At 60.2% G+C, this 19,213-nt stretch carries 9 protein-coding genes and 1 other annotated feature; of the genes, 5 read left to right on the top strand and 4 right to left on the bottom strand.

Annotated elements, in window-relative coordinates:
* Positions 1-322: 322 nt before the first annotated feature.
* Positions 323-2,731 (bottom strand): TonB-dependent receptor, encoded by a 2,409-nt coding sequence (locus tag ABVV53_RS00755; RefSeq protein WP_353982412.1) that lies wholly within the window; start codon positions 2,729-2,731, stop codon positions 323-325.
* Positions 2,732-3,082: 351 nt separating this feature from the next.
* Positions 3,083-3,137, top strand: a sequence feature (sul1 is cis-regulatory element that is thought to sense ions involved in sulfur or methionine metabolism; They are found in Alphaproteobacteria).
* 95 nt (positions 3,138-3,232) lie between these two features.
* Here ABVV53_RS00755 and ABVV53_RS00750 point away from each other — a divergent pair.
* Positions 3,233-4,717: a SulP family inorganic anion transporter gene (locus ABVV53_RS00750; RefSeq protein WP_353982411.1), complete on the top strand. Its 1,485-nt coding sequence runs from the start codon at positions 3,233-3,235 to the stop codon at positions 4,715-4,717.
* Positions 4,718-4,730: 13 nt separating this feature from the next.
* Positions 4,731-5,582 carry a universal stress protein gene (locus tag ABVV53_RS00745; protein ID WP_353982410.1) on the top strand — a complete coding sequence of 284 codons (852 nt, stop codon included), beginning with the start codon at positions 4,731-4,733 and terminating at the stop codon, positions 5,580-5,582.
* A 26-nt stretch (positions 5,583-5,608) separates the two neighbouring features.
* Here the strand turns inward: ABVV53_RS00745 and ABVV53_RS00740 are convergent, their stop codons facing one another.
* A complete protein-coding gene (locus ABVV53_RS00740) occupies positions 5,609-7,759 on the bottom strand; it encodes a glycoside hydrolase family 20 zincin-like fold domain-containing protein (RefSeq protein WP_353982409.1) in 2,151 nt (716 codons plus the stop codon).
* A gap of 476 nt (positions 7,760-8,235) precedes the next feature.
* Positions 8,236-10,680 carry a TonB-dependent receptor domain-containing protein gene (locus ABVV53_RS00735; protein WP_353982408.1) on the bottom strand — a complete coding sequence of 815 codons (2,445 nt, stop codon included), beginning with the start codon at positions 10,678-10,680 and terminating at the stop codon, positions 8,236-8,238.
* Positions 10,681-11,389: 709 nt separating this feature from the next.
* On the opposite strand from ABVV53_RS00735, the gene ABVV53_RS00730 reads away from it, so the two are divergent.
* The 3 genes from ABVV53_RS00730 to ABVV53_RS00720 all read left to right on the top strand — a co-directional run bounded on the left by ABVV53_RS00730 (position 11,390) and on the right by ABVV53_RS00720 (position 17,667).
* A complete protein-coding gene (locus tag ABVV53_RS00730; protein ID WP_353982407.1) occupies positions 11,390-14,302 on the top strand; it encodes a TonB-dependent receptor domain-containing protein in 2,913 nt (970 codons plus the stop codon).
* A 126-nt stretch (positions 14,303-14,428) separates the two neighbouring features.
* Complete coding sequence (locus tag ABVV53_RS00725) at positions 14,429-16,021, top strand: glycosyl hydrolase family 79 N-terminal domain-containing protein (protein ID WP_353982406.1); 1,593 nt, start codon at positions 14,429-14,431, stop codon at positions 16,019-16,021.
* Positions 16,022-16,233: 212 nt separating this feature from the next.
* Positions 16,234-17,667: an MFS transporter gene (locus tag ABVV53_RS00720; protein ID WP_353982405.1), complete on the top strand. Its 1,434-nt coding sequence runs from the start codon at positions 16,234-16,236 to the stop codon at positions 17,665-17,667.
* A 630-nt stretch (positions 17,668-18,297) separates the two neighbouring features.
* Here ABVV53_RS00720 and ABVV53_RS00715 read toward each other — a convergent pair.
* The gene (locus tag ABVV53_RS00715) at positions 18,298-18,660 is read right to left on the bottom strand and encodes a hypothetical protein (RefSeq protein ID WP_353982404.1); all 363 of its coding nucleotides are present in this window, start codon (positions 18,658-18,660) and stop codon (positions 18,298-18,300) included.
* Between the last annotated feature and the right edge of the window lie 553 nt (positions 18,661-19,213).

Raw genomic sequence — 19,213 nt, 5'->3', positions numbered from 1 at the left:
CTATGTTGGCGACCGTCCGACAAACCGCTGAAGCAGCGTCCCCGTCCGGTGAAACGGCATATATGGACCACCAACGAGTCGGTCAAACCCTTTTTTAAAAAAAGTTCACACCACACCAAAAATACCCGCCAACAACCCAGACGCCGCAGGTGCTCAACAGCTCAATCGCCGGCGGCACCTATGCCCATCCGCAGTGGCCGCCATTCCCCCGGAAGCAATGATCGACCTAAGAGCGTGTAGGACGCCAGCGGCTCCGTCGGCTGCAGGACCCCCGGACAAGCCATGCCGGCAATGCCGAGAACCCTGCGCAGTCTAACCGCGATCAGAACCGGAAGCGCAGCTGGACGCCTGCCTGCCGCGGCGGTCCATAGGCCGCGGCAATAAAGCCAGTGGCGCCCGTGTAGAGCTGAATGCCACCCACTTTATAGTCCTCGTTGAAGGCGTTGCGGACGTAGGCCTGAAGATCGAAGTTCGAGCCGAGGACGTTGTTCCATCCCGCGCTGAAGTCGAACACCCAGTAGGCGGACTGCTTGAGCAAGGGCAGGACTGCGGGCGGATGCTGAGCGATGATCTCGCTGGTATGCAGCGCGTTGATCCACACTTCGTCCTGCCAAGCGGCATTGCCCGTGAGCCGAAGCGTGCCGTTGTCGCCACTCAAAGGCTGCTCGACCGTCGCCCTCAGGTTTACCGCGTGACGCGGCGTGAACACGAAGGGTGTGTCGGACAAGTCGACCATCGTGAACGGATCCTGGTAGTCCTCGAACTCTGGCTTCGTGAAGGCATAGCTGGCGTCGATGGTGAGACCTTCGACCGGTTCGATGGACTGCTGCAACTCGATGCCAAAGACCGTAGCGGACGCGGCATTGACCACCGAGGATCCGGGGCTGCCGCCGGCATTCTCGACCGCGACAGTGCGCTGAATGTCGTCGTACCACTGGTGATATACGGCGAGGTTCGATCGCATTCGCACCGGTCCGACGTAGTAGTCAGCTTTAACGCCACCCTCGACATCGATGACGGTCTCGGGCTTGAACGGCTCGTACTCTTCCGGGATGTCGGCACGCAGGTTGAACCCACCCGAACGGTAGCCGAGACGGCTGGTCGCATAGACCAGCAGGTCGGGGGTTATCTTGTAGTCGATCGAGACTGTGCCAGTCGGCTGGGAGAAATTGTCCTCCAAAGGCAGCGAACAGGCATTGTTGGGTAGGGGCGCCCGCGTTCCGTCGGGGTTCGACACCACCAGCGCGCACCGGCCGGCGGTTTTGGTAAGCAGCGTCAGCTTCTTGCGGTCCCAGTTCATGCGCGCGCCGGCGGTCAGCGTGAGTTGGTCCGTTAACTTGAACGAGCCTTGAGCAAAAACCGAGTAGCTCGTGTTGTCGGCTATAGCCTTCTGCTCGATCGGATTGGCCCCAGGAAGCAGCGCCTCGAAGAAGTAGCCGGGCGAACTTTCCGTGCCCTGCTCGTGATAGTAGAATCCGCCCAGCACCCACTGCAACCGGTCGGCAAGCGAACTGCCTTGCAATTGCAGCTCCACGCTGTGGTGCCGAAGGTCCGCCGTCTGATCTTCCGATGTGAGGATGCGCCGGATCTGGGTGGAATCGAGATCGATCTGAGCTTCGGAGTCCACTTCGCGATAATTGAGGATCGCTTTGAAGGTCAGGTTGTCACTCAGTTCGGCGACCGTGTTGGACGTGACGCTCCATGCCTCAACGTTGTCATAGTTGGGAATGTCGGATTCGACATCATGCACGTCTCGGCCCTCAGCGCGTGTCACCGCGTCGAATGCACTTGGAAGTGTCAGCCCTCTTGCCGCCTCGATGGCGCACAGTCCGGCACTGCCTCCCACGGGGTTGCCAGGACCATCGTAGCAGCGGATGAAATTGTTCGCCGGATTTACCGCCTGCAACACCTGAAGGCGCCCGTTGGTATCCTTCTTGTCGTAAGTCGCAATCAGCGTGTGCTGTATCGAGTCGGTCAGATCGCCGACAATAGTCGCGCGCACCGAGCGAGTCTCCTCGCCACCCAGCTTTGTGCCGAAGAACGGGCCTTGCGCCACGTTCGTCTGATAGCCATCGCTGTCTATGGTTCGCCCCGCGAGCCGCACCGCGAAAGTGGGAGAAAGCGGGATGTCGATGCCGAGTTCGGTTTCGAACAGGCCCCACTCACCGAAGCCAACCATACCATTGACGGCGAACTCCGCCCCCGGTTTGCGTGGCGTCATGAGGACGGCACCGCCGACTGTGTTACGACCAAACAGTGTACCCTGCGGTCCCTTGAGAATTTGTACGTTCTCGAGATCGTAGAAGCCGAGGTTGGAGCCCTGCGCCGGCGACTGAACCACATCGGCGAAGTAGATCGCGACGGTCGGATCCTGGCCATAGATTGCTTCGGTCGGGCGAATGCCGCGCAAAGAGTATACGTTCTTGTTCACGTAGCCCGACGCTGGGCTGACAGAGAAAGTAGGCTCGAGCGCTTCCAGATCCTCGGCCTTCGTCACTCGCAAGTCCGTGAGCGTCTGCGCATCGACCGCCGTAACCGCGATCGGCACGTCCTGCAGGTTTTCGGCACGCCGGCGAGCGGTAACAATGATGACACTGTTATCGACCTGCGCCACCGGCGCCGGCGCGCCCTCCTGCGCATACACAGGGGCGTGGAGGCCGGCACCCACCACGATCGAAACGGCTATCGCTGTGCGGCCGGCGCAGCCGCGGAAAGCAGCTCTCGTCATCATCACCTCTCCCGATACTTGTTCTAAGCAAGTTTGTTTCAGCATTGCGCTGGTGCACAGGTATGAAGGGTGACTGTACACATTCATAGTCTGTTAAACGTGTCTGAGCATGAAACGCGCATAGTGTAGCTTCCAGGTGACAGTGGCCCTCCAGCACCGCGCCTGATCGTCGCTTTCAACCCAGTCTTGTCGGTTTTCTCGTGGAACCGCCCCGTCTGTTCAGATCTGGAAGACGAGCTTTCTTTCCCACCTCCGCGCGAGTGTAGCCGGCCGGGGTCAGCCATAGACCGTAGCAGGCCACGTGCGATCCTTGCTTGCCTTTGCGCGGGGCCTGCTCTATGCGGCCGGCCATTCGCTGGACCCGGTACTTTCCGGGTGGCTCGGCCCGGCGCCTATCCCCGGGATAACCTTGAAGCACCACAGCCGCCTGCCACTTACCATTGCACACGTTTCCTGATCGAGCGTTGGTCGCTGTTGTGCTGCAGCAATTTTCCAGGTTTCCAGATGCCAACATTCGCCTCGCTGAAACGCGAGTGGCTTGACAACCCGCGTGCCGACATCCTCGCCGGGATCGTCGTGGCGCTTGCGCTTATACCTGAAGCGATCGGCTTTTCGATCATTGCCGGCGTGGATCCGCGCGTCGGGCTTTATGCTTCCTTTTCCATCGCAGTCATCATCTCGCTCGTCGGGGGCCGCCCGGGGATGATTTCGGCAGCGACTGCAGCCATCGCTGTGCTGGTCCTGCCGCTGGTGCGCGACCACGGCGTCGAATATCTGTTCGCCGCCACGATCCTGATGGGCGTGTTGCAGGCTATCGCCGGCTTCCTGCGGCTCAACCTGCTGATGCAGTATGTGTCACGTTCGGTGGTCACCGGCTTCGTCAATGCACTCGCCATTCTGATCTTCATGGCCCAGCTGCCCGAGCTCACCGGCGTGCCGTTGCTGACCTACATCCTGGTCGCGGCGGCGCTTGCGGTGATCTATCTGTTTCCCCGGCTCACCAAGGTGGTCCCGTCGCCACTGGTCGCCATCGTCCTGCTGACGGTCATCGCCTTCTATGCTGGCTTTGATGTTCGCACGGTGGGCGACATGGGTGAACTCCCCACCGCCTTGCCTAGCTTCCTTATTCCCGACGTGCCTTTTACGCTTGAAACCCTGCGGATCATCTTCCCCTTCTCACTGACGATGGCGGCTGTAGGCCTGCTTGAATCGATGATGACAGCGCAGATCGTGGACGATCTCACCGACACGCCGTCCGACAAGCAGCGCGAAATGAAGGGTCAGGGCATATCGAACTTCGTCACCGGCTTCTTTGGGGGCATGGGCGGCTGCGCGATGATCGGCCAGTCGGTGATCAACGTAAAGTCGGGCGGCTCTACGCGCCTCTCGACGTTCGTAGCCGGCGCCTTCCTGCTGTTCCTGCTCCTGGTGCTTGGCCCGGTGGTAGCGATCATTCCGATGGCAGCGCTCGTCGCGGTCATGATCATGGTTTCCATCGGCACGTTCAGCTGGCAATCGATCCGCGACATCCGGCACCACCCCTGGCAGTCCTCTGTGGTGATGCTTGCGACGGTCTTGATCACTGTGTGGACGCACGATCTCGCGCGTGGCGTGCTGACGGGCGTGATTCTTTCAGGCCTGTTCTTCGCGAGCAAGGTCAAGCGCCTGTTCACTGTGTCCAGCGACCTGTCTGACGACGGCCGCAGCCGAACTTATCGCATTGCGGGCCAGGTATTCTTCGCCTCATCCGACCGGTTTGTGGAAGCGTTCGATTTCAAAGAGGTGCTCGATCGCGTCGTCATTGACGTCTCGCAAGCGCACTTCTGGGACATTTCGGCAGTCGGAACGCTCGACAAGGCGATCCTTAAGTTTCGCCGCGAAGGCATCGAGGTCGAGGTGATCGGCTTGAACGAGGCGAGTGCCTCGATGGTCGATCGTTTCGCCATCCACGACAAGCCCGGCGCCGAAGCAGCGCTTGGCGGTCATTGAGAGGACCAGACCCATGCAGCACATTCTCGCCTGCATCGACGCATCGGCATACGCCAACAGCGTCTGCGATCTCGCCGCCTGGGCATCCCGGCGGCTCCAACTGCCCGTCGAACTGCTCCACGTCGTCCAGCGGCGCGACGCGGTCGCCGCACGGCACGACCTATCGGGCGCCATCGGGCTCGGTGTGAAGACGAACTTGATGGAAGAACTCGTCCGCCTGGACGAGAGCGACGCCAAGCTTAAGGTCGAGCGCGGCCGTGCTTTGCTCGCCGCTGGCCAGCAACGCCTGCAAGAAAGCGGTGCCGCTCAGGTACGTACGCTCCATCGCCATGGCGGCATCGTCGAGACCATCCTCGAGCGTGAGGCCGATGCACGAGTAGTGGTGATCGGCAAGCGCGGCGCAGGCCACGAGTTCGCGTCCGATCACATCGGTTCCAAGATCGAGCGCGTCGTGCGTGCCAGTGATCGGCCGATCCTGATCGCCTCTCGAACGGTCGAGGAACCTCGCGCGATCGTCTTGGCCTACGATGCCAGCAGGGCTGCAAATCGCGCATTGGAACGCCTGATCGATTCGCCTCTGTTCTCTGGTTTGCCCGTCCACATTGTGATGGCCGAGAGCGAAGGCGCAGCACATCGGCAGGCGCTTGAAGACGCCGCTGCACAGCTACGGGTCACCCACGAAGTGCGCTATACGCTCCAGCAAGGAAAGGCCGAGAAGGTCATCGCCGACATCGTGGCGCAGACGCCTGGCGCGATGCTGATGATGGGCGCTTACGGGCACTCACCGCTGCGCACCCTGATCGTCGGCAGCACAACCACTACGATGATCCGCACCATCCACGTGCCGGTGCTGCTGGTCCGGTAGGGCGCATCCGAGTCCCGTCTGCCGGACTATTTCGGAGCCGCAGCCGCTTTCGCTACTTCGACGTCCCTCGCGATGGCTGGTCTCAGCAGCGCCCAATGGAAGAGGTTGTCTTCGGTCCGGCCGTTGTTGGGCGGATTGTAATGGGTGAGCGGCATGTCCTTGTAGATCGGGCGAGTGATTGCAATCAGTTCGTCCCAATGCGCCAGTGACCGTTCCGCATGGGCGATGGCAGCCTGCTTGTGGTTCTCGCCTCCCTTCATACGGTACGTCTGCAACGCCACGGCAGCCCGTAGCTTGTCGGCATAGTATAACCCCAAGCTGGCCCAGGCCTTCACATCCGCCACTTCGTACATGAGCGAGGCGTTGCCAGAGGTGTCGATGCCCTCAAGCAGGCGCAGCGCCCTCAGGTTGTCGGCCTCCAAATCGTCCGCCAAGGCAAGCGGCGTCATGGTTCCGGGCAGCACAGCCTCGCCAGACAATCGCTTGCCGACAAAATCCTGCACGGAGAGCCAGGTCTTGAGCAAAGGTTTTTGCAAGATCAGCCGGTCAAGTGACATGGGTTGCATGCCGCCCCTTCCCAAGACCATCATGCCTTCCCCGTAGATCGTGAAATCCCAGGAGAAATCTGTTGCTGTGGCGAATTTCAGCTGAGTTGCCGACGCCAGGCCATAGGCCTTGAGCAACGGCTTGGCAGATTCTCCGTAGCGGCGAACGAATTCGTCTTCAAAGACCCTGTCAGGTGTGGCGGGATCGTACAGCAGCCGGCCCCAGAGTTTGTAGAACAACCACTGCCGTTCAAACGCATACCGCCAATTCACCGCCGCACTCGTTGCGGTGAAATAGTCCTTCGCCGGAATGTAGTTTTCGGACCCCACGAAGTACCCGCCTACGTAAGCCTGGTGCGCGTTCTGACGCAGGTGTTCACGGACAAAGTCCGCAACTCCCCACCTGAGGGTGTAGAAGTCTTCATTGCGCACCATCCACGCGACCTTGTAGTTGCGCGGCACAGGATTGAAGTAGGTGTCCTTCATTTCACCCCCGTGGACCTTGACGAGTTCTGGGGTGGAATGCCCATGAGACCAATTGAACTTGATCTCCATCCAGACGCTATCATCAGCCCCGTCGAGCCGGTCGATCGCGTTGCGCGTGAGCTGCTCCGTCGCCAGATCGGTCGATCCCCCCTGGCCCAGATCGGCGGAAAACGGTGCACGGAAGATCATCTTAGACGGACGGTTCGCCGCACGGACTCCCGCGATCAGCGTATCGTCGACCCATTCCTGCCTTTCCCGAGGTGTCATCCCGCCCATCTGCTCTCCGAACGAGAAGCCGAAGCCTGTCAAATCCGGGTATTCGTTCAGCATCTGGGTAACACTCTCGCGAGTGTAGCGCTTGACCACTTCGCTGGTATCGGCCTCCCCTTTGTAGTTCGGGTAGAAGTTAGCACCCTTAAGCTGGTGGGCCTTCGCGAACTCTGGACTGACAACGACGTTCCAGTTCACGACATAAGTCTCGATGCCGCGCTCTTTGGCCATGCTGAAGATGCCACGGTACAAGTTCCGCCACTCGGCCATCTCCGCGTCCGTGAAACGGCTGGCTTCGGGAAAGTTTTTCGACTTGATCATGTAAGGGAACGGGTGAAGGTTCCATAGCGTCAAGGCGTTGAAGCGGTTGTCCGCCATCATGTCCAAGAAGGCTTCCCAATACTTGAGATCCCTCACCGTGTCATAGTGGAGGTCCAAAGCAGAACTGGAGCGATACGAGTCCCAAGGCAGATTGAACTTGATGGCGCGAAATGCCAGCGCGGGTTTCGCACTTTCTGGCCGCACCTGCCCGATAGCCGTGCCGTTACGCAACTGTTCTGCAATAGACAGGGCACCGTAGATCACTCCTCGCCCATCCCCGCCCTCGACAGCTAGGGATCGCTCTCCGCCGGTCGTCCGGAATGCCTCAGGTTCAAGATCGCGGGCGTTCACGGATAGAGCGACTACGAAATCATCTTTTGTGGGCTTGGCCCCGATTCGCAGCCCCTTTTCCCTGAGCGTCGCTCTCAGCCGAGCTGCTGCGTGGCTGACTTGCGGCTGCGAAGCGTCGAACTGAAGGTGGACAGTTTGCGCCGACGCGGTGCCGACCGTGCCCCAGACCAAGAGCACAAGAGCTTGCGCCAAGAGCGTTTTCATCAGACTTTTCCTCTCATCGGGCCTTTGTCCCTCCTATAACACAAACCGCAGGTCTGCCGGCCGGATGGCAAAGGCCTCTCTGGCGACTTCTCCACATCAACTCTCTTGCTGCTGATAGTAGCTCTGAACCGGGCAGGCGAACAAAAGAGCATGGATGGGTGCTGTCAGTCCAGTTTGAACCGCTCTCCACACGATGAGCTTGGGTCTTGAGCGCCGCACTGGGCTTAACAGCACCGGTTCTGGATCTCGCGGTAGAATTGTCGACCGCTCCCTCTCCTGGCGCGGTGAGCCAGCGGCACAGGCGTTCGCAATAAAAGCGCGGCCCGGTGCGGCGGACGAAGTCATGCGCGCTCGCCCACTGGGCTGAAAGATCAGTCTTTATCAGTAAAATTGCACTCCCCGGCGGCGACACATAACTGGGGAGATGGCGCCGCCGGAAGAGGTCAAGATGCGGTATTCACCGCATACAGTCTTTCCTAGAAGAAGAAACGAGCCGAGGCTGAAACCAAGCGGCCATAGAGCGTGCGCACGGTTCCAACCCCGCTTGAGGGAACGGCCGTGGCATTGACTTCCATGATCGCCGTCTCGTCGAACAGGTTAGAGACATTTACGCCCAGTTCCACGCGGTCCACAGGGCGATAACGCCCGAAAAGACCTACGGTGGTGAAGGCGGGCATCTTCAGCAAGTTGACATTGTCCGAGTAACTGGAGGTCTGTCCCTGTATGTTGGCGCCGATCGTGACGCGTTCAACATCGTATTGTGGAGTAAGCGTATAGAGCATAGTCGGCTGGCGGCGAGGTTCATTGCCTTCCAGAGTAGCAGTTTCTGCTCCCGTGATCTCTCCCCCGGTAAGGGTCAGGCTGCCGGCAACGCTGAACGGGCCTTGACGTACCGCGCCTTCAAATTCGGCGCCGTAAGTGCGGTAGGATCGGCTGACGAGCGTCGGCGTCTTCACCCCCCGGACATCGGGTATGACAGGAAGGTAAGTTCCGCTGGTCGTCGCGTAAAATCCTGTCAGGTTGAGCGCGAAACCATTGTTGCGGAACTTGAATCCGGCTTCAGTCTGTCGGACGGAGTCGTGGTCTACCGACTTGTCCAGAAGCGCGCCGGTGGTTGCACTGATCGCTGGCGAGAACAGGAGCGCGTCGGCACCGGCCCGGCCGCCAAGGCTATGGCGCGCGAACACGGAGAAGGCATCCGACACGCGATAGTTCGTGCTGAGCGAGTAAGACACGTAGTCGTAGTCGTAGTCGACCGGCTGCGATGCGCCTGGGGCGATATAAGGTACCCCAATGATCGCTCCCGTGGACGACCCTTGCTCGGCGCGATCTCCCGCAGTCGAGCCGCTGCCGTTAACGTCGATGAGTTTTCTTGCCGAAGCTTGAGCGACGGAGCCGGAAACCTTGCCCCGGTCATACCGGATGGATCCACCGATCGCGATTTTGCCTTTGTGGAAGTTGAACGAGCCATAAGGGGCCAGGATGTCGTATTCAACGTTCACCCGCTGCTTGCGATTAAGGGCATCGTCGTATGCGAACATGCCATTGCAGAAGACGCAGGCGCCTGCCGCGTCCTTCACATTGACGAGCGCGGAATTGCCACTCCCGACGATATCCTGAACTACGACCGATCCGTAGTAGTCGCGGTCGATGGTCTGATAGACCTTATAGATACCACCCGTAAGTGTCAGGTCGCCGCCGCCGACCTGCCATACCCGGCTGCCGCGAAAATCATTGGTTACGTTACGCAGGCTGTTGATATTGGTGTGGCCAATCGTGGTGAGCGAAAGCAGACCATTGCCGCTGACCGCCGCAGGATTGATGGGCGCGCCAGCCTGCGGGCCCGAAGCATAAGTGAGGGACCCTCCGGGAGCGAAGTAGCCCAGCATGACGGTCGGAGCGGCTACCTGGATCTGCGGATCCAGGATGCTTGCTTCTCCTGATGTGTCGTTATAGCGAAAGCGCTCCGTGAAGCTCCATTCGCCCAACGTGAAGCGGATGTCAGTGCCCACTGTTTTGGTGTTGACGCGATATCCGCTTTGCGCGCTGTTGGTCACGACGTTGCCCGCTGTATCCACTTGGGGCACATCCGTGATGTAGCGCGACATCATGGTGTCCTTCACCGCGTCAAATTGCGGCAGTTCACTGTATTTTGGATCGGCATTCGTGCCAGTGATAGCCATCGGGCTGGCCATGTAGACGGGAAACTTGTCGTCGAGCAGCTTTCCGTAAAAGCGGACGTACCCGCCTGCGAACTCCTTCGTCACGTTGGCTTTGACCTGACCGCCGCGGGTTGAGATATAGCCCGTTTCACGAGGACCTTCACCGGCGCGGTAGAAACCGCCGACATGGAACCGCCAGCCGTCGCCAAGACGATGGCCGTAGTCGAAGTCCACGCGTTTGCTATCGTAGCCGAGGCCGGACGAAAGCAGGACCGAGCCGCCCTCTTCCTCACCGGTTTTGGAAATCAGGTTGATCACGCCGCCTGGCGCATTCGAAGCGAAAGTCGAGGCGGAGCCGCCACGAATGGACTCAACCGAGGAGACATTGATATCGGCTCGAATGAACGCATCGGGCCCCATGTTGGTGAGGTCGCCGAATTCCAGCACGGGAAGGCCATCTTCTTGGATCTGGACGTACTTGGCTCCCCCGTTGACCAGTGGCAAACCGCGAACGGTGTAGCTGTTGAGCCCCTCTCCGGCGCCACCTTCGACGCGAATTCCAGGGATATTGCGGAACAGATCTGCAAGCGAGGTCGGTGCCAGCTTGACGACCATGTTGTCCCTGAGGACGCTGGTGGAAGTGGCACTGTCCAGAGGATCACGCGCCTTGGCAACACCTGTCTTGACTGTGGCGTCATCATCGATCGCGCGGCTCGCTTCCCACGCCGTGACCGGTTTGCCCTCGTCTTGGGCCAGCACTGGCGGAGCATAGGTCGCCAACGCCAATACAAGCAAAGAAACGGAATTAGCGGCAGATAACCTGCAATTCTTCGACATGGATATATCCCCCCGTGATTCTCACGCGACGCTTGGTGCGCCCCGGGCTTCATCAATCGAAAAGATTACCATGCGTGTAACTCTAAATACGGTATTCCCCGGTCGGTGTTGCCGAGATGACTGGTAGCTATGCGAAAAACTTCTGCATGAGCTTGCAGTAGCAGGCCATAAGACGCTTTTGATTCTTTAGGGCGGCAGAAGATTGCCTTGATCTGCCAGCACGTTGGGATGCGGTTTAAGAACATCCATAGCGCTGCCGACACGCGTATCGGCCAGCCTGTAACCGCCCCCTGCTACCCTACACCGCAATCGTGCCGATCGCCTCGCGGGTCCGCGCCTCGACCACGATACCAACGCGGGGAAGTGGTCATACCGCACTCCAGTGGAAGTCTACTGCGCGAATCTCAGAAGCAGCCTCATCGCGCGACATCTCTAGTTTCCATTCCGTCGCACCTAGAGCCATGCTGCATTTTTCCTTGTTTTTTCAACCGTCTAATCAAGCAAACAACCTCACCGCGTACCATTGCAGAAATGATATTGGTATTACCAGTAGAAGGCTGTATGCGACGGCAGAACTTTTCATCGGTATCGTCGAGGATATGGCGGCCGCAGTTTGCAGGGAGAAACGAGTATGAAAGGCACTTGGTCGTCGCGTACGTGGTATCGCGCCAATCATCGTACCGGGGCCGCACTGTCGGTGATCGCAGTTGCGCTGGCGACAGGAGCGCCGCAGACCGCCGGGGCGCAGGTCCTGCAGGGTGAGAGCACTCAGAACTCCGAAGAGGTAGTTGGCTCACAGGTGCGGCAGAGCAGTGACGCGGACGTCGTTCGCGAGGCGGCGCGGGACGAAGGTGTCGCAAGAGACGAAATCGTCGTCACGGGCACCATCTTGCGCAATGCGCCGCCGGTCGGGTCTAACCTCATCAGCGTCGGACAGGAGCGCCTCGTCACGACCGGTGCCACGACCAGCAACGAACTGCTTGCCACTGTGCCGCAGGTAACAAACCTCTTCAACAATGCTCCCAATGCGAGGCTTGCGATCTCGTCTAGCGCGATCCAGGTTGTACGCCCTAACCTACGCAGTCTCAGCAGCGAAACGAGCTCCTCTGCCTCCACGCTGGTTCTGTTCGACGGCCATCGGGTCGCCGGCGTCGGGGTTTCACAGCAAGCGGTCGACCCCGACCTCATCCCGACTGCCGCGATCGAGCGCGTGGAAGTGGTCACGGACGGTGGATCGGCCACTTACGGATCCGACGCCGTAGGCGGCGTCATCAATTTCATCACGCGCAAGCGCTTCGATGGCTTGCGCGTCACGAGCCGCTACGGATTCGCCGACGATTACCAGCAGGTTGATGCTAGCGGCATCGTGGGCAAGGACTGGGGCACCGGTTCGGTCTATGCCGCCTACGGCTATCAGCACAACGACGCCATCTTCGGTCGTGATCGCGACTTCATCCGCCAGATCAACTGGAACACCCAGGCCCCGCAGATTCCCAATGGCCTGTCCTGCAGTCCGGGCAACGTGCAGATCAGAGGCGTCGGCGCGGGTTACTATCCGGTGCCGTCGCTTGCGGCTGGCGCCCCACTGAACCTGTGCGACCAAAGTGACGATATCACGTTCCTGCCGACTACCACTCGCCATGGCGCCATCGCCGGTCTGCACCAGGAATTGTCTGACTGGCTCACGGTCGACGTGCGCGCATTCTACGGTGAGCGTACGTCCGTGGCCCAGTCGCCGTTCCGCAGCTCTCTGAGCACGGTCACGGTGACCGGCGGATCGAGCGCGAGCAATCCGCGCCAGTTCTACTATCGTCCGATCGCCGCCAACCCCGACGCGAACCAGACAGTGTTCTTCGACTTCACTCCGGTACTTGGCCGATTGGCGAAGCAGGAAACCTCGTTTCAAGAGTGGGGCTTCAACACCGAGTTCACAGCGAAGCTGAACGAGAACTGGGGGTTGCGCACGCTGTTTAACTACAGCCGCAGCAACAGCGAGTACCACATCGAGCAGTTCAACCAGACGCTGCTGAATGCCGCGGGCCGCGGCACCACCGCCACTACCGCCGTCAATTTCTATAATCCCTCCGCCGCCGACTTGCCGCTCATACAGCAGATCGTGAACAGCGAACAGGCGGGGCAAGGCAGGGATGACCTCTTCAATCTTCGCGCCATTGTCGATGGTGCGCTATTCACCCTGCCTGGTGGCGAGGTGAAGGTCGCGGCTGGCTATGAGTATATCCATGACCAGTTCTCGCAGCGTGTAGCGCCGCAGAACATGCCGATCGGCGCAATCCGAACCGTACCTTTCTCAAGCTATAATCGCGACGTGCACGCCGCGTTCGGTGAGGTTCAGGTGCCGATCTTCGGCGCGGACAATCGCACAGGCGGCCTTTACTCGCTCATTTTCGCGGCCTCGCTCCGCTACGATCACTTCAGCGATTTCGGCAGCACCACCAATCCGAAGTTCGGTGTCACCTACAAGCCGGTGTCATGGCTGGGGCTGCGGGCGAATTATAGCACATCGTTCAACGCGCCTTCGCCGGTCGACCAACTCGGCTCGGAGCGCAACCTGCTGCAGTTGACGCCGTTCAACGTGTTCGTTCGGCCAGGCGAAAGCCCCGCCGTGCAAGGCCTGGTGGCGTTGACTGGCGCGGTGCCCGAGCTGCAGCCGCAGACGGCGGAAACCTACTCTTTCGGTTTCGACATCGATCCGCCGTTCGTTTCGGGGCTGAAGATCAGTGCAAGCTACTACAACGTCAGCTTCGATGACATCATTCGGCAGCCTTCGCCCAACTTGACGATCTTCCAGAACTTTCCCGGCAACATCATCACCGATCCGGCCGGTCTGACCGTGGAGCAGTTGCGGAGCTACGCCGCTTTGGCACCCAACGGTGCGGAGCTGATCAACGGCACGATCATCCCTGGACGCTGCCCTAACACCGCGCCAACCACGCGCTGCAACGTGTACGAATTCGTGGACTTCCGGACCGGGAACTATGGCCGGACGAAGATCGAAGGTCTGGACTTCTCTGCCAATTATCGCATGACCACCGGTTTCGGCGGCATCGATCTCGGTGCGTCGGGCAACTATCAGTTTACCCGACGAACTCAGGTCGGCCCCGGTGCACCGGTCGTCAACGACCTCCTCCCAGGCGGCAACGTCTCGCGCTTTCAACTTCAGGCCTCCGCCGGAGCAGACATCGGCGCCTTCCGTGCGCAGGTCACATTGAACCACAGCGCAGGGTTCCGCGTGCTTCGTTGCGATACGACGACGACCCCCGCCTGCGCGCCTACCTCCGCCAGTGCATTGCCGCAGGACCGTGTGGCTGACTTCAACACGGTCAACCTGTTCCTGCGCTATGCCGTGCCGAGCGAGAGCGCGCTGCTGCGGGATCTGGAGTTCACCGTCAACGTCAACAACCTGTTCGACCAGGATCCGTCGCAGTACCGCCTGACCGGCACCAGCCAGTCGAGCAGCGGCTACTACAACAACTTCTTCACTGTCGGCAGGTTGGTGCAGTTCGGCGTCGCCAAGAAGTTCTGACTTGTGGCAGCGGCGGAGGCAGGACGACCTGCGCTCCGCCGCTGCCGCCGGTTATGGGGGTCAGAGAAGAGAATTGCCGAGACAGATCGCTTAGCCCTCCTCAAGAAAACAATAATGAGGCGTCTGATGATCTATAGGCAGAAGACAGTAGTGGCGGCCGGATTGAGCATGCTGGCAGCTGCATGTGTAGCCAATGGCCCAAAGGTTCCTTCCGAAAGTTCAGTCAGATCCGCGACGGTTCAAGCCGAAAGCCTGCCTCTCGTTCGTACAATGGATGAGCGATTCCAGTCATTTCAGCTCGGCTTTTCCCATCTGACAGGTGGCGATACCTGGGTCGCCTATGACAAGATGCCTCCCGAGGCGGTAAAAGAGCGTCAGTACACTGGGAATCTGTCCGCAGTTCGTGAACCGCGGGCCCCGACGGATCTCTCCAATCGCAGGTTCCGCAATCTCGTTGCCGGGCTGGGCCCACTTTACATTCGCTACGGCGGCACGACAACGAACACGGTCTACTTCCAGGATAACGACGACCCCAAGCTCACAGAGGCTCCGGCCGGCTATAAGACAGTGCTAACGCGCAAACGGTGGCGAGAGGCCCTGGATTTCGCAAAGGCCGTTAACGCCAAGATCTACACGGGCTTTTCTGTCGGGCATGGGGTGAGAAACGAGGCAGGGTTGTGGACGCCCGTTCACGCGAAAGCTTGGCTTGACTACAACAAGTCCATCGGCGGGGAGATCTACGCGGCCGAGTTGTTCAATGAACCGAACATGGAAGGTCACGGCGACGACCGCCTGGGCAAAGACTATACTCAGCGGGAGTTCGCCCGGGATTATGCGATCTTTCGCAAGTTCATCACCGAAGCAGATCCACGGATAAAGCTCGTTGGCCCCAGCGACGTGGAGACGGGTGGAGGATCGATGGACGGCACGCCCGGCACGGCGGACTACCTTACCGCCGAACCGCGGCCGAAGTTCGATATCATCTCCTACCACTTTTATCCTGCGATCGCGGAGCGTTGCGCGGGACCGGACTCGCCAAGAGGCATCAAAGTCGAGAACGCCTTGTCCGAAGAATACCTGGCGCGGCAGGACGCACCGCTGGAGGATCGCAAGGCTCTGCGCGATCGCTTCGCACCGGGCGCTCCCATCTGGAACACTGAAACCGGTGGAGCCGCATGCGGCGGTACGCGGTGGCAGACCAGCTTCCTCGATACCTTCCGCTTTATCGACACCCAGGCTCGTCTTGCAAAAGCAGGCATGGATGCGATCTTCACCCACGCCATTCTGAGCGGCAGCAACGGCGTGATCGACGAGAAGACATTTACGCCAAACGCGGACTATTGGGCTGCCCTGCTATGGCGCAAACTTGTCGGCACCCAGGTGCTCGATGCTGGCCCAACGAAGCCCGGTCTGCACGTCTACGCTCATTGCCTGCGCGGCACACCTGGCGGCGTGACGCTCATGGCGATCAACCTCAAGCCGTCGACCGCGACCATCAAGGCTTCGGCTTCTGCGGAAGTCTATGCGCTTACCTCTCCGGACCTGATGAGCAAAACCGTTCTGCTTAATGGCAAGCCGCTGGAGCTTCGCGCGGACGACACACTGCCTGCGATAACTCCCGTGAAGCAGGACGGCGGTAGTGTCTTGCTCGCGGGGCATAGCGTGAGCTTCATCGCTCTGCCCAACGCTGGCAATCCAAGCTGCACCTCTGCATTGTAGGGGAACAGGACTGGACGAGCGGCTGTCGACGGCGGTAGTGTCTTGCTCGCGGGGCATAGCGGGAGCTTCATCGCTCTGCTCAACGCTGGCAATCCAAGCTGCACCTCTGCATTGTAGGGGAACAGGACTGGACGAGCGGCTGTCGTAGGATCAAACTGCGGAATAGCGCCATCGTCTCGTATGAACAAAATGCCGGATAGGATCCCTGAGATATGAAATCGAGCTACTGGGCGATCATCTCGGCTCTCTTTTTGGCGGAAATCGCAGCCACCTTCGAATCGGCTATGCTATACGCTGCGCTGCCAACCTTGATCCGCGAGTTCGGAGATCCGATCACTGCGGGCTGGCTGGTGACCATGCACATGCTGATTGGCGCCGCCGCGGGTGTTCTGGTGGGCCGAATGGGCGACATCTACGGCCGCAAACGGATGACGCTGTGGATGCTGGTGATCGCCACCATTGGCTCGCTTATGAGCGCGGCGACCGACAATTTCGGGGTTGTTCTCGCCGGGCGCGCGCTGCAAGGACTGTCCGTTGCAGTCATCCCTCTCAGCATTGGCATCATTCGCGAGGCGATCGCGAAAGAGCGCATCCCCGTCGCTGTCGGGCTGATGACCACTGGTTCGGGCGTGGGCGTGGCTATCGGCCTGGTCCTTGGCGGATTGATCGTCGACAACCTCAACTGGCATTGGCTGTTCGTAGTCAGCGCAATCCTGCTCGGCCTCTCGTGGGTGGCGATCAAGTTTTGGGTGCCGGGCAAGCCCGGAATTGCGCCGAAAGAACCCGTCGACTGGGTGGAAGGGTTGCTGCCGGCGCCCGGCATCATGGCGATGCTCTATGGCGTCAGCCAGTCCAAAGCCTTGGGCTGGAGCGATCCCTGGGTCTGGGGAACGATTGCGGCCGGTGCACTGATCATGGCGTACTGGGCGCGGCGCAGCCTGCGGGCGAGCGAACCCTTCGTCGATCTGCGCCTGCTCGGGTCGCGCAACGTTGCCTTGGCCAATCTGCTGACCGTTTGCCTGGGCGCGGGTACCATGCAGGTCGTGCTGGTCTTCTCGACCTATACACAGTCTCCCACCTGGACGATGGCTGGCCTTGGGCTGGGCGCAACGGTGGCGGGGCTCGCTAAGCTGCCATCGAACATCCTCTCGTTCTTCGCCGGACCTCTTTCGGGTTGGCTGACCAAGACGTTCGGAGATCGCTCGACGGTGGTCGCGGGTATCCTGCTCGCCGTCGTCGGCTGGATCGTCGGCACGACCCTGCCAAGTACGCTTGTCGCGATCATCGTGATCCTGAGCGTGATCTCCTTTGGCACCACGATCTTGAACGCGGCGATCTACAACGTCATCGTGGGCACCGTACCCGAAGCGCGAACCGGCGAAGCGATCGGCACCATCGCCGTGACACGCGGCATGGCATCGGCCATCGGCGCCCAAGTCATCGCGGTTCTGCTGGCGACCGCAACGCTGACCGATCCAATCAGCGGGGCGCAGCTTCCCTCCCCGCAAGGCTTCCGCCTGACAATGGCCTGGATAGCCGGATTGACAGCCATCGGCGGGCTGTTCGCCCTTTTCCTCAGCGTTCACCGCAAGACCATGTCGGACACTGAGGCGGCCCCGCGTGAACAGGCGGCAAGCGAAGCGTGATCTACGCCCATGTTTCCCGGCCTTCCGCGGAAGATGTGACGGCTATCCCGCCGCGACGGCCTCGCACCCGCGACAGCTGGGACGGCCCACCAGGGCAGAGAGCCTCTTTCTTGTCGAAGAGCGGTGCCCCAAATAGCGCCATAGCTTCGAGCCATTGATCTGGATCAGGATAGGGAGCCCTTGAAATCGCTCAGGCTCCAAACCTCTCCATCGGCTTGGCGGCATTGATCTGGATGTAGGTCAGCATGATCGGTTTTGCAGCAAAGCCAGTCGATCCGTAAGCACCAAAAAAGAGAAACCTGCCGTGGCTGATGCTCGTGCCCTTAGCGAAATTCCGCAGACAGTGTCCGGCGATTTTCGGTCTAGAGGTGCTGTGAAACCAACCGCTTACTAAACTCATCTGGACGTTGCCAGAGCCAGTAGTGGTGCCCAGAAGAGCTTGATCGGAGGGCAGCTAAGCGACTGATTCATCGGCCAAATTCATCGACTTAATAACCGCCGGAGCCATCAATAGCACGATCTGGATTCGTGGAAAAGGCTGGACGTGAATGGACGGGACGGTTTGAATCCTCCCGGGCATCGGGTCGGCTTGAGTTTGTCGGGCCCTCGCACAACTGGTCACATCATTGTTCATGTGGCGTTGGGGGCCGGGGCCCGCGATCCGGCGATGCGCGACACCAGTGCCACAACCTTCTCCGCTGTCTCCGCAACACCCGGGCCGGCGCTACCGAGCAACTTGACGCCACCGATAACCGCATCGCCGAGTTGGCGCAGGCGCGAGCGGTCGGGCTCGGGGGCGGCCGCGGTCGCGACAAGTTCTTCAGTCCTACTGGCTATTTGCGCTGCCACAGCTTGTTCGCGTTCCGGAAGCTTGGCAAGCTCGCGCCCAAGCACGCTCAGCAAAGCGGTGAGTTGGTCGCGGTCACCCGCATCACCGGGCAGTGCGGCCGTGCACTGCGATGCTTGGTCGAGATGTGATTGAATGTTGACCACCGCACCGCGGAAGTCTCCGGAAAAATTGAATTGATCCCGTATGGGTGCCTACCCTTCGCTTGCTTTGAGTCGATCAAGACCTTCCTGGGCACGCGCCATAATACCGCGGTCGACCGGCTGCTGTCGCTTCGCGACGGCGATCGCCCGGTGAAACAAGCCTCGCCTTCGTCGGCGCGCCCGAGGAATTGGTAGCTGGCTGCCAGCGTAATATACAGCCACATTAACCGGGGCTCATGGCGACCCTCGGCCTCCTCGCATAGGGGAATGAGCCGCTCTAGAACGCTCGCCGCCAGTTTCGGATCTCTACGCTCGCATGCAATTTGAGCGGCCAGGTCGAGAGCCGCCAGGACATTTGGATGAAGCGGCCCGACCGCGGACAGGGCCCAAGTTCATAGCTGGCTCCAGTGCCTCTTCCGCACCCGCAAGATTCCCCTGCCCGAACTTGGCATAGGCGCGCCTGAGGGTCCCCCGGTTTCTCATCCAGCCTAAGCTTGAGTATCCGTCATTCATTCGGCCGCCTGGGCGGCCGTAGCAGCAGCATATTCGACCGGCG

Origin of the sequence: Novosphingobium kalidii (genome assembly GCF_040534015.1) — a bacterium.
In the GTDB taxonomy this organism is placed as follows: Bacteria; Pseudomonadota; Alphaproteobacteria; order Sphingomonadales; family Sphingomonadaceae; genus Novosphingobium; species Novosphingobium kalidii.
This window is presented reverse-complemented; position numbering and strand designations above follow the sequence as displayed.

Excerpts from the sequence above, each read along its gene's own strand:
- ABVV53_RS00745 (WP_353982410.1), top strand. The coding sequence starts at position 4,731 with ATGCAGCACATTCTCGCCTGCATCGACGCATCGGCATACGCCAACAGC.
- ABVV53_RS00725 (WP_353982406.1), top strand. The coding sequence starts at position 14,429 with ATGATCTATAGGCAGAAGACAGTAGTGGCGGCCGGATTGAGCATGCTG.
- ABVV53_RS00730 (WP_353982407.1), top strand. The coding sequence starts at position 11,390 with ATGAAAGGCACTTGGTCGTCGCGTACGTGGTATCGCGCCAATCATCGT.
- ABVV53_RS00720 (WP_353982405.1), top strand. The coding sequence starts at position 16,234 with ATGAAATCGAGCTACTGGGCGATCATCTCGGCTCTCTTTTTGGCGGAA.
- ABVV53_RS00755 (WP_353982412.1), bottom strand. The coding sequence starts at position 2,731 with ATGATGACGAGAGCTGCTTTCCGCGGCTGCGCCGGCCGCACAGCGATA.
- ABVV53_RS00750 (WP_353982411.1), top strand. The coding sequence starts at position 3,233 with ATGCCAACATTCGCCTCGCTGAAACGCGAGTGGCTTGACAACCCGCGT.
- ABVV53_RS00740 (WP_353982409.1), bottom strand. The coding sequence starts at position 7,759 with ATGAAAACGCTCTTGGCGCAAGCTCTTGTGCTCTTGGTCTGGGGCACG.